Annotated in this window: 26 protein-coding genes; 19 read left to right on the forward strand and 7 right to left on the reverse strand. The window is 39.6% G+C overall.

What is annotated here, in order from left to right:
- The first annotated feature begins 55 nt into the window (after positions 1 to 55).
- The 4 genes from LC091_RS05795 to LC091_RS05810 all read left to right on the forward strand — a co-directional run bounded on the left by LC091_RS05795 (position 56) and on the right by LC091_RS05810 (position 3,657).
- Positions 56 to 892 carry a DUF368 domain-containing protein gene (locus LC091_RS05795; RefSeq protein WP_226681031.1) on the forward strand — a complete coding sequence of 279 codons (837 nt, stop codon included), beginning with the start codon at positions 56 to 58 and terminating at the stop codon, positions 890 to 892.
- Positions 893 to 1,431: 539 nt separating this feature from the next.
- A complete protein-coding gene (gene dapD, locus LC091_RS05800; protein ID WP_226681033.1) occupies positions 1,432 to 2,142 on the forward strand; it encodes a 2,3,4,5-tetrahydropyridine-2,6-dicarboxylate N-acetyltransferase in 711 nt (236 codons plus the stop codon).
- Positions 2,143 to 2,209: 67 nt separating this feature from the next.
- The gene (locus LC091_RS05805) at positions 2,210 to 3,340 is read left to right on the forward strand and encodes an N-acetyldiaminopimelate deacetylase (RefSeq protein ID WP_226681035.1); all 1,131 of its coding nucleotides are present in this window, start codon (positions 2,210 to 2,212) and stop codon (positions 3,338 to 3,340) included.
- A gap of 71 nt (positions 3,341 to 3,411) precedes the next feature.
- Positions 3,412 to 3,657, forward strand: coding sequence for a YkuS family protein (locus LC091_RS05810; protein ID WP_010192741.1), 246 nt, complete (start codon positions 3,412 to 3,414; stop codon positions 3,655 to 3,657).
- Positions 3,658 to 3,805: 148 nt separating this feature from the next.
- Here LC091_RS05810 and LC091_RS05815 read toward each other — a convergent pair whose 3' ends face one another.
- Positions 3,806 to 4,645 carry a mechanosensitive ion channel family protein gene (locus LC091_RS05815; protein ID WP_226681037.1) on the reverse strand — a complete coding sequence of 280 codons (840 nt, stop codon included), beginning with the start codon at positions 4,643 to 4,645 and terminating at the stop codon, positions 3,806 to 3,808.
- Between the two features lie 367 nt (positions 4,646 to 5,012).
- On the opposite strand from LC091_RS05815, the gene LC091_RS05820 reads away from it, so the two are divergent.
- The 4 genes from LC091_RS05820 (at position 5,013) to LC091_RS05835 (ending at position 9,998) form a co-directional block, all read left to right on the forward strand.
- Positions 5,013 to 5,555: a peroxiredoxin gene (locus LC091_RS05820; protein WP_010192747.1), complete on the forward strand. Its 543-nt coding sequence runs from the start codon at positions 5,013 to 5,015 to the stop codon at positions 5,553 to 5,555.
- 82 nt (positions 5,556 to 5,637) lie between these two features.
- Entirely contained in the window at positions 5,638 to 6,087 is a 450-nt protein-coding gene (locus LC091_RS05825; protein WP_226681038.1) for a redoxin domain-containing protein, read from the forward strand.
- 292 nt (positions 6,088 to 6,379) lie between these two features.
- Positions 6,380 to 8,134, forward strand: coding sequence for an ABC transporter ATP-binding protein (locus tag LC091_RS05830; protein ID WP_226681039.1), 1,755 nt, complete (start codon positions 6,380 to 6,382; stop codon positions 8,132 to 8,134).
- Between the two features lie 16 nt (positions 8,135 to 8,150).
- Positions 8,151 to 9,998, forward strand: a complete 1,848-nt coding sequence (locus LC091_RS05835; RefSeq protein WP_226681040.1) for an ABC transporter ATP-binding protein — start codon at positions 8,151 to 8,153, stop codon at positions 9,996 to 9,998.
- A 136-nt stretch (positions 9,999 to 10,134) separates the two neighbouring features.
- Here the strand turns inward: LC091_RS05835 and LC091_RS05840 are convergent, their stop codons facing one another.
- Positions 10,135 to 10,599 (reverse strand): helix-turn-helix transcriptional regulator, encoded by a 465-nt coding sequence (locus LC091_RS05840; RefSeq protein ID WP_226681327.1) that lies wholly within the window; start codon positions 10,597 to 10,599, stop codon positions 10,135 to 10,137.
- A gap of 160 nt (positions 10,600 to 10,759) precedes the next feature.
- Here LC091_RS05840 and LC091_RS05845 point away from each other — a divergent pair, with 160 nt between their 5' ends.
- Positions 10,760 to 11,440 carry a potassium channel family protein gene (locus tag LC091_RS05845; protein ID WP_226681041.1) on the forward strand — a complete coding sequence of 227 codons (681 nt, stop codon included), beginning with the start codon at positions 10,760 to 10,762 and terminating at the stop codon, positions 11,438 to 11,440.
- A gap of 278 nt (positions 11,441 to 11,718) precedes the next feature.
- Here the strand turns inward: LC091_RS05845 and rnjA are convergent, their stop codons facing one another.
- Together rnjA and LC091_RS05855 are read right to left on the reverse strand one after the other, a co-directional pair.
- Positions 11,719 to 13,386 (reverse strand): ribonuclease J1, encoded by a 1,668-nt coding sequence (rnjA, locus tag LC091_RS05850; RefSeq protein ID WP_010192757.1) that lies wholly within the window; start codon positions 13,384 to 13,386, stop codon positions 11,719 to 11,721.
- Positions 13,387 to 13,392: 6 nt separating this feature from the next.
- Positions 13,393 to 13,602, reverse strand: a complete 210-nt coding sequence (locus LC091_RS05855; RefSeq protein ID WP_148986676.1) for a DNA-dependent RNA polymerase subunit epsilon — start codon at positions 13,600 to 13,602, stop codon at positions 13,393 to 13,395.
- A gap of 791 nt (positions 13,603 to 14,393) precedes the next feature.
- Here LC091_RS05855 and LC091_RS05860 point away from each other — a divergent pair.
- Positions 14,394 to 15,299, forward strand: a complete 906-nt coding sequence (locus tag LC091_RS05860) for a DMT family transporter (RefSeq protein ID WP_226681042.1) — start codon at positions 14,394 to 14,396, stop codon at positions 15,297 to 15,299.
- Positions 15,300 to 15,317: 18 nt separating this feature from the next.
- Positions 15,318 to 16,106: a Cof-type HAD-IIB family hydrolase gene (locus LC091_RS05865; protein ID WP_226681043.1), complete on the forward strand. Its 789-nt coding sequence runs from the start codon at positions 15,318 to 15,320 to the stop codon at positions 16,104 to 16,106.
- Between the two features lie 105 nt (positions 16,107 to 16,211).
- On the opposite strand, the gene def is transcribed toward LC091_RS05865, so the two are convergent.
- Entirely contained in the window at positions 16,212 to 16,766 is a 555-nt protein-coding gene (gene def / locus LC091_RS05870) for a peptide deformylase (protein ID WP_226681044.1), read from the reverse strand.
- A gap of 217 nt (positions 16,767 to 16,983) precedes the next feature.
- On the opposite strand from def, the gene LC091_RS05875 reads away from it, so the two are divergent.
- From LC091_RS05875 to lpdA, 5 genes are all read left to right on the forward strand, one after another.
- A complete protein-coding gene (locus LC091_RS05875; protein WP_226681045.1) occupies positions 16,984 to 17,649 on the forward strand; it encodes a YkyA family protein in 666 nt (221 codons plus the stop codon).
- Positions 17,650 to 18,175: 526 nt separating this feature from the next.
- Positions 18,176 to 19,291 (forward strand): pyruvate dehydrogenase (acetyl-transferring) E1 component subunit alpha, encoded by a 1,116-nt coding sequence (gene pdhA, locus LC091_RS05880; protein ID WP_226681047.1) that lies wholly within the window; start codon positions 18,176 to 18,178, stop codon positions 19,289 to 19,291.
- Between the two features lie 3 nt (positions 19,292 to 19,294).
- Positions 19,295 to 20,272 carry an alpha-ketoacid dehydrogenase subunit beta gene (locus tag LC091_RS05885; RefSeq protein WP_226681048.1) on the forward strand — a complete coding sequence of 326 codons (978 nt, stop codon included), beginning with the start codon at positions 19,295 to 19,297 and terminating at the stop codon, positions 20,270 to 20,272.
- A gap of 292 nt (positions 20,273 to 20,564) precedes the next feature.
- Positions 20,565 to 21,929: a dihydrolipoamide acetyltransferase family protein gene (locus tag LC091_RS05890; RefSeq protein WP_226681050.1), complete on the forward strand. Its 1,365-nt coding sequence runs from the start codon at positions 20,565 to 20,567 to the stop codon at positions 21,927 to 21,929.
- Positions 21,930 to 21,932: 3 nt separating this feature from the next.
- A complete protein-coding gene (lpdA, locus tag LC091_RS05895) occupies positions 21,933 to 23,345 on the forward strand; it encodes a dihydrolipoyl dehydrogenase (RefSeq protein ID WP_223493194.1) in 1,413 nt (470 codons plus the stop codon).
- Between the two features lie 78 nt (positions 23,346 to 23,423).
- On the opposite strand, the gene LC091_RS05900 is transcribed toward lpdA, so the two are convergent.
- A complete protein-coding gene (locus LC091_RS05900) occupies positions 23,424 to 23,828 on the reverse strand; it encodes a thioredoxin domain-containing protein (protein WP_226681052.1) in 405 nt (134 codons plus the stop codon).
- Between the two features lie 211 nt (positions 23,829 to 24,039).
- On the opposite strand from LC091_RS05900, the gene LC091_RS05905 reads away from it, so the two are divergent.
- Together LC091_RS05905 and LC091_RS05910 are read left to right on the forward strand one after the other, a co-directional pair.
- Positions 24,040 to 24,288, forward strand: coding sequence for a hypothetical protein (locus LC091_RS05905; protein ID WP_226681054.1), 249 nt, complete (start codon positions 24,040 to 24,042; stop codon positions 24,286 to 24,288).
- A 96-nt stretch (positions 24,289 to 24,384) separates the two neighbouring features.
- Entirely contained in the window at positions 24,385 to 25,320 is a 936-nt protein-coding gene (locus LC091_RS05910; protein WP_226681055.1) for a polysaccharide deacetylase family protein, read from the forward strand.
- A 40-nt stretch (positions 25,321 to 25,360) separates the two neighbouring features.
- On the opposite strand, the gene LC091_RS05915 is transcribed toward LC091_RS05910, so the two are convergent.
- Complete coding sequence (locus LC091_RS05915) at positions 25,361 to 25,786, reverse strand: DUF1885 family protein (RefSeq protein ID WP_226681057.1); 426 nt, start codon at positions 25,784 to 25,786, stop codon at positions 25,361 to 25,363.
- A gap of 152 nt (positions 25,787 to 25,938) precedes the next feature.
- Between LC091_RS05915 and LC091_RS05920 the strand changes: the two genes are divergently transcribed.
- Positions 25,939 to 26,238 (forward strand): DUF3055 domain-containing protein, encoded by a 300-nt coding sequence (locus tag LC091_RS05920; RefSeq protein WP_226681059.1) that lies wholly within the window; start codon positions 25,939 to 25,941, stop codon positions 26,236 to 26,238.
- The last annotated feature ends 315 nt before the right edge of the window (positions 26,239 to 26,553 follow it).

Raw genomic sequence — 26,553 nt, forward strand, 5'->3', positions numbered from 1 at the left:
TAGTAATATAAAGCTTTGAGGTACTAGACTGTATGCTAAGGTGGCACGATTTTATATGGAATGGAAAAATATTTTTCGCGGAATGTTAATGGGTATCAGTGATGTGATACCTGGTGTAAGTGGTGGAACGATTGCGTTTATTCTTGGAATATATGACCGTCTAATTGAGTCGATAAGTGGGATTTTCAGCAGAGATTGGTTAAAGCATCTTAAGTTTCTTATTCCTTTAGGTATTGGTATTGTAGGTGCATTATTAATTTTCAGTCATCTACTTGATTACTTGTTACATACCTATCCGCAACCGACCATGTTCTTGTTTTTAGGATTGATAATTGGAGTTTTACCTTTATTAGCAAAAGAATCGAATATGATACAGACATTTAAAGCGCAACATTATTTTGCACTTTTACTATCCCTCGCTTTGGTAGGGTCCATGGCATTCTTGCAGGAGTCCACGAGACCGGTTATCGAAACTTTAACTCTTGGGTCAGCAATCAGTTTGTTTTTTGCCGGCTGGATTGCTAGTATGACGATGCTTTTACCTGGTATAAGTGGCTCCATGGTATTATTGATTCTTGGTTTTTACACTACTGCAATTGCAGCACTGAAAGATATCAACATCCCGATTATTCTTACTATTGGTGCGGGTGTTATTGTCGGTTTTATCATTTCAAGTAAATTGATCAAATACGTTCTAGAGCATTTTCCGAAAATAACATTTGCAGCTATCATTGGACTTGTGATGGGGTCTACTCTAATTGTTTTTCCAGGCTTTTCCGAAAGTATACTTGCAAATGTGATTAGCATCATTACATTCATCATTGGTTTGATAGTTGTTCAATTTATCGCACGCACAAACGATAAAATGGTTGCCAAAAGAGAGACGGAATAAGTCTCTCTTTTTTTTAAGATAAGAAAGTATATAATTTCGGTGATCTTTATTCCAGCAGCTTCGCTTGCCTGCAGGCGGTCCGTGAGCCTCCTCAGGCTACGCCTTCCGGGGTCTCACCTGTCCCTTCTTCCCGCGGGCGTCTACGCTCCTTCCACTCCAATCACCAAGGGTACTTCATTCACCTTAAGTATAATGAAGTTTTTCTAATAGAATAACTGATCATCCAATAAGATTTCTATACCGTAACTTCTAGCTGTGGATTGAAGCAAATGGCGAAGACTCCTGAGGGAGATAGCGCTAGGTGGAGACCCCGCAGGCTTACCGAGGAGACTCCAACAGGGCCCCTAGGAAAGCGAAGCCATTTGCGGAAAAAAACAGCGGCGACCCACAAAATACTGAAGTTCTATGTAAACGAAGACCGGACGGTTTTTGCCAGGTACTTCTTACATGAAAAATGTATAATTTTTTTACTTGTCACACTTTTCTTTGTTTGATAGAGTAAAGGGATAAAGACTTATTGTTTTAGGAGGAATTACATAATGAAAATGATGGATGCAAACGAGATTATTTCTTTTATTCAAAACAGTACAAAATCCACACCTGTAAAGGTTTATGTGAAAGGTGATGTGGAAGGCATCGACTTTGGTGCTTCCTCAAAAACTTTCTTAAATGGCAATAGCGGAGTTGTATTTGGGGAGTGGGCTGAAATCGAAGTGGCTCTTAAAGAAAACGAAGCGAAAATTGAAGACTATGTGGTAGAAAACGACCGTCGCAATTCTGCCATTCCTCTTCTAGATATGAAGGGTGTGAAAGCTCGTATCGAGCCAGGCGCAATTATCCGTGACCAAGTGGAAATCGGGGACAATGCTGTCATCATGATGGGAGCTTCCATCAATATTGGATCTGTAGTTGGAGAAGGTACAATGATTGATATGAATGTTGTACTTGGTGGACGCGCTACAGTAGGTAAAAACTGCCACATTGGTGCGGGAACTGTTCTTGCTGGTGTTATCGAGCCACCTTCTGCTAAGCCTGTTGTGATCGAAGACGATGTAGTAATTGGTGCAAATGCAGTAGTTCTAGAAGGCGTTACTGTTGGGAAAGGTGCGGTTGTAGCAGCTGGAGCTATCGTTATCGATGATGTGGCACCATACACAGTGGTTGCTGGAACACCTGCAAGAAAAATTAAAGATATTGATGAAAAAACGAAGTCCAAAACGGAAATTAAGCAAGAACTTCGTCAATTATAATAAAGATGAAAAGAAAAGGCGTGGGTGCTTAACTCCACGTCTTTTTCTTAGAAAGAGAGGAATTGTCGTGTCAAACTTAATCAATCCCTTTATTCAAATAAGAAGAGACCTACATCAAATTCCGGAAAAGGGATTCAAAGAATCAAAAACTCAAGGATATTTGCTTCATTATATACAAAGCCTTCCTCAGGATCATATAGAAATTAAAACTTGGGAAACTGGTATTTTTGTAAGAGTCCAGGGGAGCAATCCCACTAAAACAATTGGTTACAGAGCGGACATAGACGGACTGCCTATCACGGAGGAAACAGATCTTGCTTTTCATTCTTTACATGAAGGAATGATGCATGCATGCGGTCATGATATGCATATGAGTATTGCCCTGGGAATCCTAACACATTTTTCTCAGCATCCTCCCAAAGACAATTTATTATTTATGTTTCAACCGGCTGAAGAGGGACCGGGCGGAGCGCTGCCTATGATTCGATCTGATATTTTTAAAGCCTGGAAACCGGATATGATAGTGGCTTTGCATATCGCTCCTGAGTATCCAGTAGGGACGATTGCTACCAAGCAGGGACTTCTATTTGCCAATACTTCTGAGTTATTCATCGATCTTAAAGGCCGTGGAGGTCATGCAGCGTACCCACATCAGACAAATGATATGGTAGTTGCTGCATGTTCGTTGGTAACACAATTACAGACGGTTATTGCCCGTAATGTGGATCCACTCGACAGCGCGGTAATTACGGTTGGGAAGATTACAGGTGGTACCGTTCAAAATATCATAGCAGAGCGAGCGCGGCTTGAAGGGACCATTCGTACTCTTTCTGTAGAAAGTATGAAAAAAGTGAAAGAGCGTATAGAAGCACTTGTTCATGGTGTGGAAGTGGGTTATAACTGCCAAACAACCATCGATTACGGCAGCATGTATCATCAGGTGGATAATGATTCTGCACTGACAGAAGAGTTCATGCAATATGTATCGGAAAACACGAATGTTCGTGTAGTGGAATGTAAAGAGGCAATGACAGGGGAGGATTATGGATACATGATTCAGAACATCCCTGGGTTCATGTTCTGGCTCGGGGCAGAGTCCCCATATGGGTTGCATCATTCGAAATTGAACCCTAACGAAGATGCTATTGGTGTAGCGATTAGTACCATCATTTCTTATATCAATTTTAAAGCAAACTAACATTTTTATTTTCCTCCATTGTATAATTTGGCGCTTGAAAGCCAAATTAACAAAGAGGAGGTGGATTACATATGCCAAAAATCGGTGTAGAACAATCCTTAACAGATGTTCAACAAGCGTTGCAACAAAAAGGTTACGATGTTGTTCAATTAACGAATGAAAACGACGCAAAAGGCTGTGACTGTTGCGTTGTTACGGGAATCGACAATAATGTAATGGGTATCTCCAATAGTGTCACTGCTGGGTCTGTAATTGAAGCTAGCGGAATGACTGCTGATCAGATTTGCCAACAGGTGGAAAGCAGAATCAACCATTAAAAAAAGAGCCGCGATGGCTCTTTTTTTTGATGGAGAAACCGTTGATTTCCGTTCCAGGCGCTTCGCTTGCCTGCGGGCGGTCCGTGAGCCTCCTCAGGCTTCGCCTTCCACTTCAATCAACAAGGTAGTTTCATTTCAATTAAGTAGTTTAATTCTTTTTCTCAATATACACTTGATGAGGAAACGGGATTTCGATTCCATTTGCATCAAGTGCTTCTTTAAGGGTTTTGCGTAACTTACGCTCGACTGCCCATTGTTGCATGTTTTCGGTTTTTGCGATGATGCGGATCACAACATCCGAAGCACCAAGGCCTTGAACACCGATTACATTTGGACCTTCAATAATTGTTTCATCTTCAACTGCAACCTGTTCGCATACTTTTTGCAACACTTCAATTGCCTGATCGATATTATCATCATAGGAGATGCCGATATCAACCAACGCTCTCATGTTTCCACGAGAATGGTTGGTTAAATTGGAGATTTCACGGTTTGGTACATAATGCAAGGAACCATCGAAATCCCTGATTTTTGTGGTTCGGAGCCCAACTTCTTCTACAATTCCAGAAAAACCGGCAGTTGTAACATAATCATCTACATCGACTTGTTTTTCTAATAGAAGAAAGAAGCCAGTAACAACATCGCTGACAATTCCCTGCGCCCCAAAGCCAATGGCAAGGCCAACTACCCCTGCACCTGCTAAAATTGCCGTAGTTTCCACGGCAAATACATTTTCAAGTACCATGATGACGAGGAAAAAGATTAAAGCATATGTAAAAATGTTTACAGTCAGCTTCTCAAGTGTCTTTGCCCTTCCAGGCGAAATTCCTTGTTTGTCTGTAGCTCTAGCAAATGCACGTGTAATTATTTTGGTCCCGATGGATTTTACAATTGCGTATACGATCAGTATAACAACAAGCTTAAGAACAAGAATGCCTAGAGCTGTTAATATTGCGTAGAAATCAATATCTGATAAGTCAAATACCATTTAATTATTACTCCCTTCTTATTAAGTTATGTATGCTCTAATAAGGCATTATAAAGGATTCGCTTACGAAAACCAAATGATTTACGTAAAACGAATGATTAAGCTTATTATTTTGTTCTCTAAGGAAAGAATGGTAGTATAAGATGTGAGAAAAAATTCCCATTTATCATCATGCTTTAGAAAGGGAATACCAAAAAGGTGAAATTTGATAAATGTACATTTTATTAAATCCTTATTTAAATTAATTATCATTTAATATTGACTAAAAATATAGAGTGATTTATAATAGTTGATGTTGATTAAATAACTAAATGAGAATTATTTATTAATATTCTCATTTGAAATTACAACTTGGAGGGATTTACAAATGGCAGAACGCATGGTAGGTAAACAAGCTCCACGTTTTGAAATGGACGCTGTATTACCAAACAAAGAATTTGGAAAAGTAAGCTTAGAAGAAAATATGAAAAACGATAAGTGGACAGTACTTTTCTTCTACCCAATGGATTTCACGTTTGTTTGCCCGACTGAAATCACTGCAATGTCTGATCGTTACGAAGAGTTCGAAGACTTAGATGCAGAAATCATTGGAGTATCTACTGATACTATCCACACTCACTTAGCATGGATCAATACAGATCGCAAAGACAACGGTCTTGGCGAATTAAGATATCCTTTAGCTGCTGACACTAATCACGTTGTATCTCGCGACTATGGTGTTCTTATCGAAGACGAAGGTATCGCACTACGTGGATTATACATCATCAGCCCTGAAGGCGAACTACAATACCAAACAGTATTCCACAACAACATCGGCCGTGATGTAGAAGAAACACTTCGTGTACTTCAAGCATTACAAACTGGTGGACTTTGCCCAGCTAACTGGAAGCCTGGACAAGCTACATTATAATTTGATCCAACGTAGAATAAGGTCTAACGTTTTCGTTAGGCCTTTTCTTTGCACTATATACCTATAATAGGAGGTTGTTACGATGAAATTACGCTCCCCAATGCCTGAATTGACAGGCGCAACAGAATGGTTAAACGGACAGGTAACGAGAGAAGATCTAATTGGAGAAAAGCCAACTCTAATTCATTTTTGGTCTGTTAGCTGCCACTTATGTAAAGAGGCAATGCCGCAAGTGAATGAGTTTCGCGACAATTACAAGGATAAGTTAAATGTAATAGCTGTTCACATGCCACGTTCTGAGGACGATTTAAACCTTGATTCTATTAAGAAAACGGCTAGTGAGCATGATATCACTCAACCCATTTTTGTAGACAGTGAACATAAACTAACAGATGCATTTGAAAATCAGTATGTTCCAGCATACTATGTATTTGATGCAGAAGGTAATCTTCGTCACTTCCAAGCTGGAGGCAGTGGAATGAAGATGCTAGAGAAACGTGTAAACCGGGTATTAGGTGAAATGGAAAAATAGGATAGTGAGAATGTAACAAAGGATTGCCTTTCCGGGCGATTCTTTTTTTATGTCTGCAGATTATATTCTCGGTTACATGTTCATATACTCTAAAGTTGTTCACTTTTCTCCGACTAAAGACGTAGAAAACATCCGTCTTCCTGTCACTTACCATGTCTTAAGTAACCTAATAAAATAATAGTATAAATAATTTAAATTTTTCCAAAAAAGACTGGATAAATATTTCGAAACTCGATATATTAGATACTATCTTATATTTTCCAGCATGAGTTAACAAAGGGAGGGAATAAATGTGGAGACTTTTAAGAAGCTTAAAGAGTTTTATTGGCCTTATCGCAAAAATTTCTATATTTCATTGATATTTTTGCTTTTAGTAACGGTTATCACCGTCATTTATCCTGTTATTTTACAGGTGACTATCGATGAAGTTATTGAAAAACGACAATTCCAATACGTACCATATATTGCACTTGGATTCATTGGAATCATGGCATTAAAGGGGTTATTTACGTATTTCAATCAGTTCTTGGGTGATTTGTTCGGTATACGTTCGGTGTATCGCTTAAGAAATGAACTATACGAAAAACTGCAATTCCTGCCGTTTCGTTATTATGATAACGCGAAAACAGGTGACTTGATGTCAAGGCTGACAGCGGATGTGGAAGGGTTCAGGTTTTTCCTATCATTTGGATTTGCCGAATTGATTCGATTCGTGTTGTTAGTAACGATTAGTTTAGGTTTAATGTTCTATTATTCCGTAGCTTTAACTTTTGTCACATTGCTGGCTATGCCTTTTCTGGCGTTTGTCACGTATCGTTTCGATAAGAGAGTTCACCCGGCATTCCGTGGAATACGAAAATCATTCGGTAAACTCAACACGAATGTACAAGAGAACATCAGCGGAATCAATACGGTAAAATCTTTATCTCGTGAAGATTACCAAATTAATAAGTTCAATGATTCCAATGTGGACTATAAGGATAAATATATATCTACTTCAAATGTTTGGGCAAAGTTCTTCCCGCTAATGGAGTTTATCGGGAATGCCTGTGTGGTGGGGCTTCTTGGGTTTGGAGGATATTTAGTAATCAATGGTCAATTATCTGAAGGTTCACTTGTAGCGTTCTTCAGCTTGGTCTGGTATATTGTTTGGCCGATTGCGAATTTAGGATTTGTCATCAATCAGTTCTCCCAAGCTAAAGCATCAGGAGAACGTTTATTAGAGATTTTAGAAGCAGAAGAGGACATTCAAGATTCACCAGATGCAAAAGATGTCCCGAATTTAAAAGGACATGTAACGTTTGAGGATGTTACATTCAGTTATCCAAATGAGGATAAAACGGCACTTGAAAATGTATCTTTTGACGCGCCTCCAGGAAAGCAGATTGGACTGATTGGTGCGACAGGGTCCGGGAAAACAAGTATCACACAACTTATCACAAGGTTTTATGAACCGCAGTCCGGCCGTATTTTAATTGATGGGGAAGAAGTAAATAAGTACTCATTGTACTCCCTTCGAAATCAAATCGGATTTGTGCTTCAGGAATCCTTTTTATTTTCTTCTTCTATTAAATCTAATATTGCTTACGGTCGACCGAATGCTTCTATGGAAGAAATCGTTCGAGCGGCTAAAATGGCGCAGGCTCATGATTTTATCATGGAACTTCCTGACGGCTATGACACAATGCTTGGAGAACGTGGAATGGGGCTTTCTGGCGGTCAGAAACAACGTATTGCAATTGCTCGTGCGTTGATCCTAGATCCGAGTATCCTAGTGTTGGATGATGCAACAAGTGCAGTAGATATGCAAACCGAGTTTAATATACAAAGAGAATTAAAGGCAGCATTGGCTGGCAGAACAACGTTTATCATTGCGCACCGTATTTCCTCACTTAAACACGCTGATGAAATTCTCGTGTTAGACGAAGGAAAAGTAGTGGAGCGCGGTACACATGACGAGCTTGTCCAAAAGAATGGTGCATATCGTAGAATCTATGATATCCAATACAAGGACCAAAAAACGGTTTTGGAAGCTCAGACTAACTGAAGGCAGGTGAAACAGAATGCGTAAAAAGCAGAAAATTGAATTGAATGATAATGTGAAAAAGAGATTCTACTACTCTACTGATAATGCGATAGAGAAGCCTTTTAACTGGCAGCAGATGTGGCGGCTATTTTCTTATATGAAACCTTACTCCAAAACTTTGCTTCCTTTAGCTGTGATTACCATGCTAATTGCAACAGCAGTAAGGTTAGCCATTCCAATCATCATTGGTAAATACTTATATGATGTTGCTATTAAGCAAAAAGATATGGATATGCTTGTCCAGCTAGCAGTGATTGTTTCCGTATTATATGTTGTATCCTATGTGGCTAATGCATTGAGGATACGATGGATGAACATGCTTGGACAGAACGTCATTTATGATCTAAGGAAGCATCTATTCACACATGTACAAGGACTTTCCCACCGCTTCTTTGATCAACGTTCGGCTGGGTCCATACTGGTTCGAATCATGAATGACATAAACTCCTTGCAAGAATTGTTTACAAACGGTGTTATCAACTTGTTAATGGACTTTATTTTACTAATTGGTATCGTAGTAATCCTCTTTTCATTAAGTCCAGAGTTGGCTACCGCCATTTTAATTATCTTGCCGATTATGTTCTTCATTTCCACAAGCTTGCGCAGAAAGATCAGAAGAGCATGGCAGGATGTACGTATAAAGCAGTCCATGTTGAATTCTCATTTAAATGAAAGTATTCAAGGTGTCCGTGTTACTCAATCTTTTACACAAGAAAGAGAAAACATGGGATTCTTTGACCGTATCAATACAGAAAACTTTGAGTCTTGGAAAAATGCAACTAGACAGAATGCCATTTTCCGTCCATTTGTTGAGATGACCAATGCTGTTGGTACCGCCATTCTTATTTGGTATGGAGCTTACCTTATTCAACAAAGTTTGACTGGTGGCACAAGTACATTAACTGTCGGTATTTTCATTTCCTTTGCTTTTTACTTAGGAATGTTTTGGGAGCCAATCTCAAGACTAGGCCAGTTATATAATATGCTGTTAGTCGGTATGGCTTCTTCTGAACGTATCTTTGAATTTCTGGATGAAAAGCCAATTGTGGATGAGAAGGACAACGCCATACAATTGGATTCCATTCGAGGGGAAATTGAGTTTAAGGATGTAGAGTTCTCCTATGACAGCAAACGTACCGCATTAAACCGTATTTCATTGAAAATGGAAGCAGGTCAAACGGTGGCACTGGTTGGTCATACCGGATCCGGGAAAACGACGATAGCCAATTTGATTTCTCGTTTCTATGATGCAACAGGAGGAGAAGTAAAGATTGACGGACATAATATCCGTGACATCTCTCTTCAAAGCCTGCGTTCTCAAATCAGTGTGGTATTGCAGGATACCTTTATTTTCTCTGGAACTATTAATGATAATATCCGCTTCGGCAGACCTACTGCCACTGACGAAGAAGTTAGAGCCGCTGCTGAGGCGGTTGGTGCGAATGAGTTCATTGAACGTCTGAAAAACGGCTATGAAACGGAAGTAGAGGAGAGAGGTAATGTCCTTTCTGTCGGGGAAAGACAATTGATTTCCTTTGCCAGAGCATTGTTAGCAGACCCTAGCATCATCATTTTAGATGAAGCAACTGCCAGCATAGATACGGAAACGGAAGTGAAGATCCAGACTGCTCTTAAACAGCTTCTGAAAGGTCGTACGGCTATCATTATCGCTCACCGTCTATCTACTATTCGGGAAGCAGATAACATCATTGTCCTTGACCATGGGAATATTATGGAGCAAGGCAATCATGATAAACTGATGGAGCATGGTGGCATCTATTATCATTTGGTAAAAGCGCAGTTTACGATGCAGGATGTAAGCTGATAATAAGAAAAGACATCGGTTGTTGGCCGATGTCTTTTTGTGTCAATGATACTCTAGTTTTTCAGTAATATAGCAAGCAGCCAGAAAAATAGGGCAGAGGACAGCAATCAGAACAACAATATTGACATCCATTCACTCATTCTCCTTTCTTTTGTGCTGATAGCTCATTCAATCTGTGTAGCGCATCCTCTTTTTCAAAAGAGCTGTACCAGCGAAAGTCCATTTCATCAAGAATTCTATAATGCTGACTGATGACATTTTGCTGAAGACGGAATTGCCCTAGCATTTTTATTTCTTTCCACCAAACTTTTCCGCCCATTGTCTTGTCTATTGGGGTATCTATTTTCTGGTGAGCAATTGTTTCCATAACTTCTAATGGATCAGCTCCAAGCACAGAGGATAATACTTGGCTTTCCCTGAATAGAGCGCAAGTAGCTGCACAAACGGTCCAGCCGGCTGTAGTACGGCCTTTTTCGATTTGTACTAGTGTCTTCTTGGATATCCCTAAAATTTCCGCCATCTTATCTTGTGTGTAGTTATGTTCCGTTCGAATGAGCTTGAGTTTATTTGATATTAAAGTGATAGCTTCGTCTTGAGTCATCATAGGTTTCAGAATGCTCCTTTTTATATTATAAGTGTAATTTTACACTTTGTTGGCGGGGAGTTCAATAATTTTCTGAAAACTTTTTTTCAGAGGAATCATATTCACCTCAAGAAAATGTGGGATTATGGTACAATAGTATCTATACATACCAGAGTAAATGGGGGAAACTAGGTTGAAAAGAAAAGAGTTTGCCGTTATTGGATTAGGGCGTTTTGGAGGAAGTATGGTTCAGGCATTGAGTGACGAGGGAGTAGAGGTCCTTGCGATTGATAATGATGAAGAGAAAGTGAACCAGTTTGCAAATATAGCATCACATGCCGTTGTCGGCGATACGACGGATGAGGCTGTGCTCAAAAGTATCGGGATCCGTAATTTTGATCATGTAATCGTTGCCATTGGTGATAATATTCAAGCAAGTATTTTGACCACCTTGATTCTAAAAGAACTGGGAGTTAAACATATAACGGTCAAGGCGACTAATGATTATCATGAAAAAGTATTGAGTCGCATTGGTGCCGATCAAGTAGTGCATCCTGAGCGTGACATGGGAAGACGTATTGCCCATAATATTGTCTCTAATAACGTTCTGGATTATCTGGAGCTTTCGGATGAGCATAGTATCGTAGAGATAGTTGCTAGTCGGCGTTTGGATGGAAACTCGTTGATTGATCTGGATATTCGTGCTAAATACGGAATTAACATTGTTGCGATTAAGCGTGGGAGAGATATCATTGTCTCACCTCAGGCAACTGATGCCATTAGGCAAGGGGATATTCTCATTGTAATCGGAGCAGATACGGATATAACACGTTTTGAGAAGAATGTGGTGGAAGAATAGTTTAGTTAGGACCAGTGAGGGGAGGAGACCTTGCTGGTTTTTTGTTGTTCCTATTAGAGATTGTGTTTAGATTTCCGAAATGTCACAATAACCTCTAAAAAAGTCACAATAAACCTTCAAAAAGTTACAATCACCTCCACTGTGCCTCAAAATCGCATCATCAGGTTTATGAAATCCCTAAATTAGCCCCATACCTACCCCCTGAATAACGATATACAACGAAAAAACTCCCCCAGACCACAAAGGTCTGGGGGAGTTCCAACTATTTCACCTTATAATTAAACTTCCATAATGATAGGAAGGATCATTGGACGGCGTTTTGTTTTTTCGTATAAGAACGGAGCAAGTGTGTCCGTAATTTCATTCTTGATTTCAGACCATTGTGTTGTGCGGCGTTCCATGATTTTATTCAGGTGTTTGGAAATTAAGGACTGTGCGTCATTGATCAAGTCACCGGATTCTCTCATATAAACGAAACCGCGTGAAATGATGTCTGGGCCTGAAGCAATACGGAAGTCTTTCATGTTAATGCTAACTACGACAACCACTAGACCTTCTTCAGAAAGGATGCGGCGGTCACGTAGAACGATGTTACCGATATCTCCGATACCATTTCCGTCAATGTAGACATTACCGGATGGTATCTTACCAGCTACAGAAGCCTCATCTTCGCTAAGTGCAAGAACTTCACCATTGTCCATGATAAAGCAGTTCTCTTCCGGTACTCCACAATCAATCGCAAGCTGTTTGTGTGTAATTTGCATGCGGTATTCACCGTGAATAGGCATGAAATATTTTGGTTTGATCAAGCGAAGCATAAGTTTTTGTTCTTGCTGTCCACCATGACCAGAAGTATGAATGTCGCTTAATGAACCGTGGATTACATCAGCACCTGCGCGGAACAACATGTTGATGGTACGGTTTACACTTAATGTGTTTCCTGGGATAGGAGAGGATGAGAATACAACCGTGTCTCCAGGAATGATTTGAATTTGACGGTGAGTACCGTTGGCAATTCTTGAAAGAGCGGCCATTGGTTCCCCTTGGCTTCCGGTACAAAGGATAGTGACTTTGTTTGCCGGCATGCGGTTAATTTGGTTTGTTTCGATAAATGTATCTTTAGGTGCTTGGATATAACCAAGTTCCTGACCTATATTGATTGCTGCTTCCATGCTGCGTCCGAAGACAGCGACTTTTCTGCCGTGAGCTACAGCAGCTTCCACTACTTGTTGCAGACGGTGGATGTTAGATGCGAATGTAGCGAAAATCACACGACCATCTACTTTGCGGAAGATGTCCTGGATGCTCTCACCAACGCGGCGCTCTGACATAGTGAAGTCAGGGATCTCACTGTTTGTACTGTCGGATAATAAGCAAAGGACGCCTTCTTTTCCGATTTCGGCCATTTTCGTTAAGTTTGCAGGCTCTCCAACTGGAGTGAAGTCAAACTTGAAGTCACCAGTATGAACAATATTCCCTTGAGGAGTTTTCACAACAACTCCGTATGAGTCTGGGATACTGTGAGTGGTGCGGAAGAATGTTACCGAAGTTTTACGGAACTTGATGATATCATCTTCTTGGATTTCAATAAGTTTTGCCTTACGAAGAAGACCATGCTCTTCTAATTTGTTTTTAATCAGGCCAAGAGCAAGTTTGCCGCCATATACCGGAATGTCTACTTCACGAAGCAGGTAAGGAATTCCACCGATGTGGTCTTCGTGCCCGTGAGTGACGAAAAGGCCTTTAATTTTCTCTTGGTTCTTTACTAAATACGTATAATCTGGAATAACATAATCGATTCCTAGTAGTTCGTCTTCAGGAAATTTAATACCGGCATCAATTAAGATGATTTCATCTTGAAATTGGACTGCATAGGTGTTTTTCCCGATCTCACCTAGCCCGCCTAAAGCGAAAACCGCTGCTTGATTGTTCTTTACAAATTTCATTGTCTATCAGATCTCCAATACTTTAAAGTTTTCGGATTGCTTTTCATACTCATAGAAATCTCCTGATACAGGCTGGATAAACTCTATGTTATATGGCTTGTCCTTAAGTTTTCTACGGACTTCAAACACTGCAGATGCTTCCACATAAAGAGATTCCGTCTTTTCTCTCACTGGTGCTTCAGCTACATCTTCTTGATAATACACTTTAAATAACATTGCTATCTCTCCTTAAAAAAATCTTCCAGCCCTTCGCCTCTCCTTAGTCAGTAAGGGAAGGAACCAGTATATATAGTTATTTTATGTAAGGGAAAAAGGCGGAAGTGTCCGTCGACCCACTATCTTGCGTCAAGCTACAATGCTTTTTTCCTTACAAAAAGACAACGCGAATTTTAATAATGCTTCCTAGTAATATCCATATAGCATAACCGGTCATTGGCCAAAAAGCCATTATTACCCTATATTATATACGATACATGATGAAATTTCATGTTTTTCCCTAAAAGAAGTGCTTTTCTATTTTCTCCAATAGCTAAAGATTAAAAACAGAGGGAGGGAAATTCATGGATAAATAATATGTAAGAGTCCTCCAATAAAGAAGGACTCATTAATAACATGTACTAGGCAATAGTTTTTCGTTTAAGAATATTGTTCATTCTACGCAGTATTTTCTTTCTTAGCCTTCTTAGCATAAGCGTTTCACTCCTTGTACTTAAGGTACGTTCTGTTTGTTAGTAGTTAATATGCGTCAAACAGAGTAATTAGTTGCTGGTAAATATACGAAATTTCAGTACATGAGGAAATGGCTTTAACATCTAAACAATATACGTAGAATTTAGTATGGTTATCCTCAGAGTAACATATAAATGGTCTATTGGGAATAAGGCCTTTGGTTGACTTTTATTACATATGAAATGATGAACAAATTTTCATTGACAGCAAACGTTTTCTTCGTGTAGGTTAAAATAAATATTTATTTCGTTACCCTAAAAGTTAAGGTGGTAAGTTGAATGAAGCGACTGTATGCAGCATTATTTACATTAAGTTTGATTTGGGGCATGTCCTTTCTATTTATAAAGTTGCTTGTAGTGGATTTAGGTGTTTGGGGAGTTGTGTTTTGGAGATGTATGTTTGGGGCAGGAACACTATTTATTCTGCTTCTTATTCAAAATAAATTAAAGTTACTCCGGAACCTCCCACTACTTCCTATTGTCTTGATAGCAATATTAAATAATGCCCTTCCTTGGGCGCTTATTGCAGTTAGTGTAACATCGATCAGCAGCAGTCTTGCTTCGGTTGTCAATGCTACGACACCGATCTGGACAATCTTGATTGGCTTTTCCATCTTCTCGAGTAAAATGGAAAAGATGCAGTGGATTGGTGTCAGTGTCGGATTTCTTGGGATCATTGTTTTACTGGAATTAAATATTCTCCAATTGTTTCAGGATAATCTTCTCGGTGTAGGGACGATGTTGGGAGCGACCATTTGTTATGGTTTCGGTGCGCACCTTAGCAAGAGACATTTACAGAATACCCCAATTACTGTTATTTCTTTTAGTACGTTAGCAGTCGCTGGGATTTTGTCCGGGATAATGCTGGCATTTGTGCAACCAACGGGGTTTTTAGCAGTAGGAAGTTTGTCTATTTTGGTATCTTTGATTGGTTTAGGGGTCTTTGGGTCCGGTGTTGCGTATCTTCTTTACTATTACATGGTAAAGGAAGGGAGCGCGGAATTTGCCTCCCTTGTCACGTATATTGTACCGATTACAGCCATGTTATGGGGAAGTATATTATTAGGTGAAAAAATTACACCTCATATGCTTTTTGGTTTGATTCTTATCTTTAGTGGTGTATATTTATCTTCGTATAAAACTAAGGAAAAAAAACAAAAAGTGATAAAAAATGTCACAGTCTAAAGAAGTAAGGTGATTAAAATGGAAAAGAAGATAGTATTTTTCGATATAGACGGAACGTTGCTCAATCATCAAAAAGAACTGCCTGCCTCTACAAAGCAGGCTATTAAAGAACTTAAGGAACAAGGGGTTTATGTAGCAATTGCAACAGGAAGGGCTCCGTTCATGTTTGAAGATTTACGCAAGGAATTGGAGATAGATACCTTTGTGAGCTTTAACGGTCAGTATGTCGTTTTTGAAGGGGAAGTAATTTATAAAAACCCTTTAAATGCAGAAAAATTACATTTGCTTCGTGAATATTCCGAAAAAGTTTCTCATCCACTGGTTTATTTAAACCACCAAACAATGAAGGCGAACGTTGAAAATCATCCATTTATTAATGAAAGTATGGGAAGCCTCAAGTTTGTCCATCCAGAGTATGGTCCAAGCTTTCTTGATGAGACGGAGATCTATCAAGCATTATTGTTCATAGAGGATGAGCACCAGCAAAGTTATGTGGAAGCATATGAAGATTTCGATTTCATCCGCTGGCATCAGTACTCCACAGATATCCTTCCGAAAGGCGGTTCGAAAGCAATCGGGATTCAAAGGATGCTAGAAAGATTACCATTTAAGAAAGAGAACGTATTCGCTTTTGGAGATGGGTTGAATGATATTGAAATGATTGATTTTGTCGGAACAGGTGTTGCGATGGGAAATGCGCATCCGGAATTATTAAAAGTAGCCAACCATGTTACAAAAGATGTGGGGGAAGATGGAATTCTTCATGGGCTCGAGCAAGTTGGATTATTAAAACAGAAAATACGTTAAGGAAAAACAAGAAGCCTGATCGACACACAATCGATCAGGCTTTCTTGTTTTTAAAATAATAAGATCCGGTTGATTTCCGTTACTTATGTTTTTAAAATTAAAAAATCATCTCTCTACCGGTATCGCTCCTTCTGGAGGTTGGAAAGGATTTTCTTTGTTTATGTGGTCATAGAACATGATGCCGTTCAGGTGGTCAATTTCATGTTGAAATACAATGGCTACTAGCCCTTTTAATCTTAGTTTAACTTCTTCACCTTGCAGTGTGGTGGCTTTAACCGTTACCCGAGCATATCTCGGTACAAGACCTGGAACGTCCCTATCTACAGAAAGACAACCTTCACCTGAGGTTAGAAAACTTTTTTCAACAGAATGGCTAACAATCCTCGGGTTGAAAAGTGCATAGCTATGTAGTGTCCCGTTTTCATCTCTAATATGAACGGCAATCATCTTTTTAGGAACATTGATCTGTGGAGCTGCCAATCCCACTCCTGGGCGTAAATTGTATTGTTGAGAAATATCAGGGTTTTGACTGTTCTGAAGGTACTCCATCATCTTTTGTAGAATAGTGGAATCTTCCTGAGATGGGGGAAGGGATACGTCACTTGCTTCTGCGCGTAATGTTGGATGCCCTTCTTTAATGATGTCTTTCGCTGTAAGCATGATTTCACTCCTATCTTTTATACTTTTATACTATACTCCAATTTAATGTAAATAGGGTAGTGACAAACTATCTCATTATATAGTACCAAAAGCTAGATGGTACTTGAAACAATTCGTTTTGCTTTATTTATTTTTATGCTTAACACATGAATTTAATATTGTAAAAATTAGCAATAAAATTTATAGTTAAAGAGAAGATACGTTAGGGGGATTTAAATTGCGTTTTTGGAAAAGGACTGTATATACGGGTACTCTGGCTATTTCCCTATTACTGACAGGTTGTGTGAATGGAGAATCACCTGAACAGGAGATATTTCAGACATTAGAGGAAGTAGTAGAACTTGAAGCCAGCTTTGAAGAGCAACAAGGACCTTTGTTGGAATTAGAAAAAGAGGAATCTGCTATTTATGAAGAGATTCTTACTCTTGGGATGAAAGAGTTTGATCAGATTGTTAAACTTTCTCAAGAAGGGCTGGCTTTAGTGGAACAAAAAGAAACTGCCATGAAAAGTGAAAAAGAGAGCATTGAAGCAGCACGTAAGCAATTTGAAGAAGTAAAAACTTCAATCGAATCATTAGAAGATGAAGAACTTAAAAAAGAGGCACAAGCGTTATATCAACTAATGGAACAACGTTATGAAGCCTATATGACTTTATCGAATCATTATATGAAGTCAATGGAAGTCGAAAAAGAAATGTACGAGCTTTTTCAAACGGAAGATTTGACATTGGAGCAACTCCAAGTGCAGATAAATGATTTGAATGAGAAGTATGAAAAAATCAATGAAGCAAACAAAGCTTTCAATGAATATACGGACCAGTATAATAAAGCTAAATTGGATTTTTATAAAAAAGCTGGACTTAATGTCAGCTATGATAATTAAGTGGAAAAAGACACGTTGGAGGTAGCCTCCTCGGGTCTTTTTTTGTGTGGGAATATGTATTTTTCTTATCGCAAAATAGTCAATATACAGCCGATGATTAAGATTGAGATATATCGGGAATGGAAACTATAGCGTTTTTTTATTATTACAACATAACAAGAAGTCGACCTGTTCTGTATTGTAATACAGTTTTTGAAGTTGTGTTAGTACAGTAAGAGATTCAGAATAATTTTTTTACTTTTTTTGGTTTTGAAATCCAATACAAGCAAAGAGATTGACGGGATTGCGGAGTGTGTTGTAAACTTGACCTTGGTGAAAAGTTGTATTAATATTTTCTTCGGAAAGATTAATACAGTATAAATTTGAGTGTTTATCATGCATATTGCAGAAGACACTAAAAGAGGAAAGATACGTTTTTGCATCACAAACAGAAAAATGTCTTTTAAAACACGTTTTTGGGTAACCTATTTTTGTATGTAATGATGTATTAAATAGTTCTCTTAATAGAAAGGAAGAGGTGACGTAGATGGCTGCAAAAACTAAAAATGCTAAATTTGATCCAAAGCAGCAGAAAGCAAAAGTGGAAGAACAATTCCAAACGTTCCAAATCTTAAATGAAGAAGGCGAAGTAGTAAATGAAGCTGCAATGCCTGAACTTAGCGATGACCAATTAAAAGAATTAATGCGCCGTATGGTATATACACGCGTACTTGATCAACGTTCCATCAGCTTAAACAGACAAGGACGCCTAGGGTTCTATGCTCCAACAGCTGGACAGGAAGCTTCCCAATTGGCTTCTCAGTTTGCACTAGAAGCAGATGATTTCATTTTACCAGGATACCGTGATGTGCCACAGATGATCTGGCATGGTCTTCCTTTATATCAAGCATTCTTATTCTCTCGTGGTCACTTCCACGGCAACCAGATGCCGGAGGGTGTTAACTTATTGCCACCTCAAATCATCATTGGAGCACAAATCATCCAAACTGCAGGTGTTGCACTTGGACTGAAGAAAAAAGGGAAAAAGACGGTAGCAATTACATACACTGGAGACGGTGGAGCTTCCCAAGGTGACTTCTACGAGGGTATCAACTTCGCAGGGGCTTACCAAGCACCAGCAATCTTTGTTGTACAAAACAACCGTTTTGCTATTTCTACGCCTGTTGAAAAGCAATCTGCAGCAGGTACAATTGCTCAAAAAGCAGTAGCAGCAGGTATTCCTGGTATCCAGGTAGACGGAATGGACGCACTAGCAGTTTACGCAGCAACTCGTGACGCTCGTGAGCGTGCAGTGAATGGTGAAGGTCCTACTTTAATCGAGACATTAACATATCGTTATGGTCCACATACAATGGCTGGAGACGACCCAACTCGTTACCGTACTTCTGAACTTGATGATGAGTGGGAAAAGAAAGATCCGTTAGTACGCTTCCGTAAATTCCTTGAAAACAAAGGGATCTGGAGCGAAGACGAAGAGAATAAAGTAATTGAAGAAGCGAAAGAAGATATCAAGGTTGCTATCAAGAAAGCAGATGACCAACCTAAACAGAAAGTCACAGACTTAATCTCTTTCATGTATGAAGAGCTTCCTCATAACCTTAAAGAGCAAAATGAAATCTACAAAGAGAAGGAGTCGAAGTAAGCCATGGCGCAAATGACAATGATTCAAGCGATCACTGATGCGTTACGCACAGAATTGAAAAATGACGAAAACGTCTTACTTTTCGGTGAAGACGTTGGTCAAAACGGTGGGGTTTTCCGTGCAACTGAAGGCCTTCAAGCTGAGTTCGGGGAAGATCGCGTGTTTGATACACCACTTGCAGAATCAGGAATCGGTGGACTTGCTGTCGGCTTCGGTGTAACCGGCTTCCGTCCTGTAATGGAAATCCAATTCTTCGGTTTCGTTTACGAAGTAATGGACTCTGTTAGTGGACAACTTGCTCGTATGCGTTACCGTACAGGTGGACGCTGGAACGCTCCAGTAACAATCCGTTCCCCGTTTGGTGGAGGGGTTCACACACCTGAACTTCATGCAGACAGCCTAGAAGGACTAGTTGCACAGCAACCAGGACTTAAAGTAGTTATCCCTGCAACACCTTATGATGCGAAAGGTCTTCTAATTTCTGCAATCCGTGATAACGATCCTGTTATTTTCTTGGAGCACATGAAATTATACCGTTCTTTCCGTCAAGAGGTTCCAGAAGAAGAGTACACAATTGAGATCGGTAAAGCAGACGTTAAACGTGAAGGTACCGACATCACAATGGTTACTTACGGAGCAATGGTACATGAGTGCTTAAAAGCAGCTGACCAACTTGAAAAAGACGGAGTATCTGCAGAAGTAATCGACTTGCGTACAATCAGCCCATTGGATATCGAAACAATCATTTCATCTGTTGAAAAAACAGGCCGTGCAATTGTTGTCCAAGAAGCACAAAAACAAGCTGGTATCGGAGCAAACATCGTAGCAGAAATCAATGACCGTGCAATTCTAAGCCTAGAAGCACCGGTATTACGTGTTGCTGCACCAGATACGGTATTCCCATTCTCTCAAGCAGAGAGCGTATGGTTGCCAAATCATAAAGATGTTCTAGAAACAGCGAAAAAAGTTCTGAACTTCTAATATAAAAGTTCTTCAACAGAACTACCATACGGAAGTCCATTCTTCGCCTAGCCAAGAGTGGGCTCTCCATTTTATACAAAAGTAAGCAGAAGAAGGCAATCTCGTATACTAATTCATCTGTAGATTGTAGTGCAAGGTGTGAGACTCCTGCGGGAAGTACCGGTATGTTGAGACCCCTGAAGCGTTGTGAGGAGGCTCAAGCACCGACCCGCGGAAAGCGAACACCTAGAACGGAAATCTACAGACGTAAACAGATTCCTTAAAAGCTATCTATCATAGGAGGTTGAATACTGTGGCATTCGAATTTAAACTGCCAGATATCGGTGAAGGTATCCATGAAGGTGAAATCGTAAAGTGGTTCGTAAAACCAGGTGACGAAATCGAAGAAGATGACGTACTTTGTGAAGTACAAAACGATAAAGCAGTCGTAGAAATTCCATCTCCTGTTAAAGGGAAAGTTACGGAATTGAAAGTGGAAGAAGGTACTGTCTGTACTGTTGGACAAACCATCATCACACTAGACGCACCAGGTTATGAAGACCTTAAATTTAAAGGTGACGACCACGGAAGCGACGATTCAAAAGCGGAAGAAAAAACAGAAGGACAAGTTCAAGCAACAGCTGAAGCTGGTCAAGATGTGAAAAAAGAAGAAGCTCCAAAAGAAGAGCCAAAAGCTGAAACAGGCGCTGGCGCTCAAGAACAAGCAGAAGTAGATCCAAACAGACGCGTAATCGCAATGCCTTCCGTACGTAAATATGCTCGTGAAAAAGGCGTTGAAATCCGTCAAGTTGCTGGTTCCGGCGACAATGGCCGTGTGTTAAAAAGCGATATCGATGCATTCTTAAGCGGAGGAGGCGCTAAAGCAGAAGAAACTACTACTGAAACGGCTCCTGCAGCTAAAGAAGAAACAAAAACAGAAGCAAAACAAGAAAAACAAGCAATTCCTGCTGGTCAATACCCAGAGACTCGTGAGAAAATGAGTGGTATGCGCCGTGCAATCTCAAAAGCGATGGTTAACTCCAAGCACACTGCACCACACGTAACATTGATGGACGAGATTGATGTGACAGAGCTTGTTGCACACCGCAAGAAATTCAAATCAGTTGCAGCGGATAAAGGTATTAAGTTAACATTCTTACCATACGTAGTTAAAGCACTTACATCTGCGTTACGTGAGTACCCTGTACTTAACACATCTCTTGATGATGCAACAGATGAGATTGTTCACAAGCACTATTACAACATCGGAATCGCTGCTGATACAGAAAAAGGCTTGTTAGTTCCTGTTGTGAAAGATGCAGATAGAAAGTCTATCTTCTCTATTTCCAATGAGATCAACGAACTTGCTGGAAAAGCACGTGACGGTAAATTGGCATCTGATGAAATGAAAGGCGCTTCTTGCACAATCACAAACATCGGTTCTGCTGGTGGACAATGGTTCACACCGGTTATTAACCATCCAGAAGTTGCGATTCTAGGTATCGGCCGTATCGCAGAAAAACCTGTAGTGAAAGATGGAGAAATTGTAGTGGCTCCAGTTCTTGCATTATCACTAAGCTTTGACCATCGTATGATTGATGGCGCTACTGCTCAAAATGCGCTTAACCATATCAAGCGCCTATTGAACGATCCACAATTATTGTTAATGGAGGGTTAATAAATGGTAGTAGGAGATTTCGCAATTGATGTAGATACGCTTGTCATCGGTTCGGGCCCTGGCGGATATGTTGCTGCAATCCGCGCGGCTCAACTGGGACAAAAGGTAACAATCGTAGAAAAGAATACGCTTGGTGGAGTATGTTTAAACGTTGGATGTATCCCTTCCAAAGCGTTAATTTCTGCAGGTCACCGCTTTGAAACAGCACAACATTCTGAAGACATGGGAATCAAAGCTGAGAACGTAACAGTTGATTTCTCAAAAGTTCAAGAATGGAAAGCAGGAGTTGTGAAGAAATTGACTGGCGGAGTAGAAGGTCTACTTAAGGGGAATAAAGTAGACATCGTTTCTGGAGAAGCATACTTCGTAGACGGAAACACAGTTCGTATCATGGACGAAAACTCAGCGCAAACATACAAGTTCAATAACTGTATCATTGCAACAGGTTCTCGCCCAATCGAAATTCCGACTTTCAAGTACTCTAAACGTGTTCTTGATTCTACAGGTGCATTGGCACTTAAAGAAATTCCAAAGAAACTAGTTGTTATCGGTGGAGGTTACATCGGTACGGAGCTAGGTACAGCTTATGCAAACTTTGGAACAGAAGTTGTTATTGTGGAAGCTGCAGATGAGATCTTGGCTGGATTTGAAAAGCAAATGAGCTCACTTGTAAAACGTAACCTAAAGAAAAAAGGTAACGTAGAAATCTTCACAAAAGCAATGGCTAAAGGTGTAGAAGAAACAGAAGATGGTGTCAAAGTAACAATTGAAGTAAAAGGCGAGGAGCAAACAATCGACGCTGATTACGTATTGGTTACTGTAGGTCGCCGTCCTAACACAGATGAGCTTGGCCTTGAGCAAGTTGGTGTGGAAATGACAGATCGTGGCGTTGTCAAAATTGATAAGCAGTGCCGCACTAGCGTTTCTAACATCTATGCAATCGGAGACATCGTTGATGGACCACCACTTGCACATAAAGCTTCTTACGAAGGTAAGATTGCTGCAGAAGCAATTGCTGGTGAGCCAGCTGAGATTGACTACTTAGGTATTCCAGCGGTAGTATTCTCTGAGCCAGAACTTGCGTCTGTAGGTTACACAGAAGCTCAAGCAAAAGAAGAAGGAATCGAAGTAACAGCTGCTAAATTCCCTTTTGCTGCGAACGGCCGTGCATTGGCATTGAACGCAACAGACGGATTCTTAAAGCTTGTAACTCGTAAAGAAGATGGACTAATCATCGGTGCTCAAATTGCTGGTTCTAGTGCATCTGACATGATCGCTGAACTTGGTCTTGCTATTGAAGCTGGTATGACAGCTGAAGATATCGCCATGACAATCCACGCGCACCCAACATTGGGAGAAATCACAATGGAAGCTGCAGAAGTGGCAATGGGAAGCCCTATTCATATCGTGAAGTAATAGAACAAACTAAGGAGCCTCCGCTAATGTGGAGGCTCTTACTTTTGCTTATATCACACAAAAAAGGGATTCCTCCTACTAATAGGTGGAATCCCCAACTTGATTTAATGCTTGTTCAATGGAAACAACAATATCTTTTTTTGGCTTTGAGCCTTCTATCTGCGTGACTACTTCATTGTCATGAACCACAATTAAAGAAGGGGTTGCTTTCACATTAAACTGCTTATATAAGAGTTTTTCATTTTCAGAATGGACAACTTTTAAATTTGCAACTTCATCCGGAAATGAATTTTTCAAATCAATGATCGCATCATAATATGTACTCTCATCCTGTAAATTAGATTCGTCCGTAAAGAAAACAAGCGTACGAGAATCATCAGGAAATTGAATGTGAGTTATCGATTGATTTTCTTGACAGGAAGATAAAATGAAAAAAGACAACATGAAAAAGATAACAGCGCCTCTAATCATGGCAATCCTCACTTTCTAACAACATATATTATCATGAATAGTTACTTTTTTATTCTACTATTTGGTGCTATTCTACCATTAAATTTTATGTAAAAAGGCCTTGTCACGTAAATGTTACATAATTGAAAAATAGATAGCTCCTTTCTGGCATATTAATTATAAAGGTTTCCAATCATGAAAAATCGGTTAAATAATTAGAAATATGCAGTAAGGAGCTGCTTTTATGAAAAATTATGTGGTATTTTTAATACAAAATATTTTTTGGGGGACATATAGTCTGATAGAATGGTTTTCGGTCAGAGATAAAATGCAGGCCAAAGTTATTTTGTTAGGTATATTTATCTATCTCTGTTATACCCTCGCCATGTCAATCATTCATAAAAAGAAGCATGCGGCGATGACAACTGCCATCAGTTTTATTTTCTATTTTAGTTTCCAGAGTCTATTTTACTATTTTGTCTTTGGTGGCTGATTTTTCTTGTTAAAATTTAATAACTGGAAAAAGATTGCCTTCATATAGTAAATGCTAGTATGATAAAAGGTGAAACTTACGTATGGAGGAAAGAATATGAAAAAATGGATACTATCAGCATCATTATTGCTCCTCCTTGTAGCTTGCGGGCAAAATGGACAAGTTGAAAATAATGAGCAAGAAACCTCTGCTTCAGAAAACCAGACCGAAGAAAATGATTCTGTAGTGGAAGAGGAAGAAAAAGATGTCCCTGCATCAAAAACAGAAGACATGAGTGAAGAACCTGCAGAAGATGAAGTAGTGAACTCCGACGAAGGTGAGAATGAAGAAGAACAAGAATCAGATAACGAGGACCAAGTAGAAGTAACTTCCCCTCCAGAACCCCAATATATCGTAAACCCTACTACTTCTGCTATAGAACCCTCAGATGATGCAAACTCCGAGGTGGTTCTATTAACAATAGATGACGCTCCTGATAGGTATGCATTAGAAATGGCTACGGTTTTAAAAGAATTGGGAGTAAAAGCTATTTTCTTTGTAAATGGTCATTTTCTTGAGACGGATGAAGAGCAGCAAGTACTAAAAAACATATATGAGATGGGCTTTCCAATTGGAAATCATACCATGACGCATAAGTCCTTAAGGCAGCTTACTGAAGAAGAACAGTATGAAGAAATTGTATTGCTTAGTGATCGAGTAGAAGAAATTACAGGAGAACGCCCACGCTTTTTTCGTGCCCCATTTGGTACTAATACAGATTATGCAATAGAACTGGTAAAGCAAGAGGGAATGATTCCTATGAATTGGACATATGGTTATGATTGGGAAACAGAATATATGGATGCTGATGCACTTGCAGATATAATGGTTAATACGGAATATCTGAACAGTGGAGCCAATCTGTTAATGCATGACCGGGAATGGACCAAAGATGCGTTAGCCGATATTGTAAAAGGGCTTCAAGAAAAGGGATACGAGATACTTGACCCAGAGCTAATTGGGACTGAAGATGCTAGCGTAGAAACGGAATGAAAAAAGAAAGCCCGCTCGGTTGTGAGCGGGCTTTTTCTATTTAACGTTTATAATAGTACATGATGCTGCCTGTAAATAGCTTAAGCTCTGCTTCTAGCTTCTTTGCGAGAAATTTACATAGTTCATTAGCTTTTGCTTTATCACCGTGGGTGCTTTGGTCGTGTAAAGTAACTTGTATGTAGGAGAGAGGTTCAGTCGCGTCTGAAGTGGCTAGCTGTGTGCCAACACCGATAAGGATCATCTTATACCGATCCTCCGTACCCTTTAAGTAAAACCACTGTCCTTTTCCTTCAGGCTTTTCTTTTAACTCATAGGGAAAAGCGGCCTGGCTGTATTCCCAGCCTAATTGTTTTCCGGTTTTAGATGTAATGTCTTTATAGTAGTTTAATAACTCTTTTACATGTTCAACGGTAAGCGTTTTCTCTTTTGATTTGGGAACTAAATTAATGTAAGCGCTACTGGCCATCGAATTCACTCCTAAGATTACTATTCCATTATATATATTCTAGCATTATAGGAAATCTGCTGACAATCACTAAGTGAAAATTCTTGCAAATCAAGCAATTTATAAGTTATAATAATATTCTGAATAACCAAAAAATAAAAAGGAGGTACCTTATGAACTTATTTGACAAGCTTTATGATAACAATGAGAATGTTCCTGTTCGCTTTGTTGGTTTTACAACTAAAGATGTTAGATATGATTTTGGTATCGTGTACACGAATATGTTTTTTGGTAAGCCCCTTGTCATCTGTATGCAAACCGGCCGTTCCACCCTCCTCGACCCTAAAGACATTACCGACCTTAACCACCTTCAGCATGTATTCCGAATTGATTCACAAGAGCAAGCAGAAGATCTCGCTGAGTTTTTCACTGAGGCTATACCTGTAAGTCCGTTTCAAGAACAATACGAATAAAAGTTAATCTCTTTCGAGGCCAGTGTCCTGTTTTTAGGGCATTGGCCTTTCGAATTGAAAGTGAATTAGAACCTATACACCAGAGTTGAAGGAAATCCTGGTGAACGGTCTAATGGAATGGAGTAAATGGAAACTATAAGCCCAAACAGACCGTAAATTGATGAGAACGGTCATATAGAAGCGTCCTATAATCCCGATCAAAAGACAAGTCGGCTTTTATTGTCCAATAGCAGGAAAAAATGGAACAGCCTAAATACTAAAATCTAATGTGTTATACAATTTAGTTATTGACATAACACATTAGAGGCTTTATGA

It is taken from the genome of Sutcliffiella horikoshii (assembly GCF_020524325.1).
GTDB classification, from domain to species: domain Bacteria; phylum Bacillota; class Bacilli; order Bacillales; family Bacillaceae_I; genus Sutcliffiella_A; species Sutcliffiella_A horikoshii_D.

Coding starts and splice junctions, on each gene's coding strand:
- LC091_RS05795 (WP_226681031.1), top strand. CDS start 56: ATGGAATGGAAAAATATTTTTCGCGGAATGTTAATGGGTATCAGTGAT.
- dapD (WP_226681033.1), top strand. CDS start 1,432: ATGAAAATGATGGATGCAAACGAGATTATTTCTTTTATTCAAAACAGT.
- LC091_RS05810 (WP_010192741.1), top strand. CDS start 3,412: ATGCCAAAAATCGGTGTAGAACAATCCTTAACAGATGTTCAACAAGCG.
- LC091_RS05815 (WP_226681037.1), bottom strand. CDS start 4,645: ATGGTATTTGACTTATCAGATATTGATTTCTACGCAATATTAACAGCT.
- LC091_RS05820 (WP_010192747.1), top strand. CDS start 5,013: ATGGCAGAACGCATGGTAGGTAAACAAGCTCCACGTTTTGAAATGGAC.
- LC091_RS05825 (WP_226681038.1), top strand. CDS start 5,638: ATGAAATTACGCTCCCCAATGCCTGAATTGACAGGCGCAACAGAATGG.
- LC091_RS05835 (WP_226681040.1), top strand. CDS start 8,151: ATGCGTAAAAAGCAGAAAATTGAATTGAATGATAATGTGAAAAAGAGA.
- LC091_RS05840 (WP_226681327.1), bottom strand. CDS start 10,599: ATGACTCAAGACGAAGCTATCACTTTAATATCAAATAAACTCAAGCTC.
- LC091_RS05845 (WP_226681041.1), top strand. CDS start 10,760: ATGGGGGAAACTAGGTTGAAAAGAAAAGAGTTTGCCGTTATTGGATTA.
- rnjA (WP_010192757.1), bottom strand. CDS start 13,386: ATGAAATTTGTAAAGAACAATCAAGCAGCGGTTTTCGCTTTAGGCGGG.
- LC091_RS05855 (WP_148986676.1), bottom strand. CDS start 13,602: ATGTTATTTAAAGTGTATTATCAAGAAGATGTAGCTGAAGCACCAGTG.
- LC091_RS05860 (WP_226681042.1), top strand. CDS start 14,394: ATGAAGCGACTGTATGCAGCATTATTTACATTAAGTTTGATTTGGGGC.
- LC091_RS05865 (WP_226681043.1), top strand. CDS start 15,318: ATGGAAAAGAAGATAGTATTTTTCGATATAGACGGAACGTTGCTCAAT.
- def (WP_226681044.1), bottom strand. CDS start 16,766: ATGCTTACAGCGAAAGACATCATTAAAGAAGGGCATCCAACATTACGC.
- pdhA (WP_226681047.1), top strand. CDS start 18,176: ATGGCTGCAAAAACTAAAAATGCTAAATTTGATCCAAAGCAGCAGAAA.
- LC091_RS05885 (WP_226681048.1), top strand. CDS start 19,295: ATGGCGCAAATGACAATGATTCAAGCGATCACTGATGCGTTACGCACA.
- lpdA (WP_223493194.1), top strand. CDS start 21,933: ATGGTAGTAGGAGATTTCGCAATTGATGTAGATACGCTTGTCATCGGT.
- LC091_RS05905 (WP_226681054.1), top strand. CDS start 24,040: ATGAAAAATTATGTGGTATTTTTAATACAAAATATTTTTTGGGGGACA.
- LC091_RS05910 (WP_226681055.1), top strand. CDS start 24,385: ATGAAAAAATGGATACTATCAGCATCATTATTGCTCCTCCTTGTAGCT.
- LC091_RS05915 (WP_226681057.1), bottom strand. CDS start 25,786: ATGGCCAGTAGCGCTTACATTAATTTAGTTCCCAAATCAAAAGAGAAA.
- LC091_RS05920 (WP_226681059.1), top strand. CDS start 25,939: ATGAACTTATTTGACAAGCTTTATGATAACAATGAGAATGTTCCTGTT.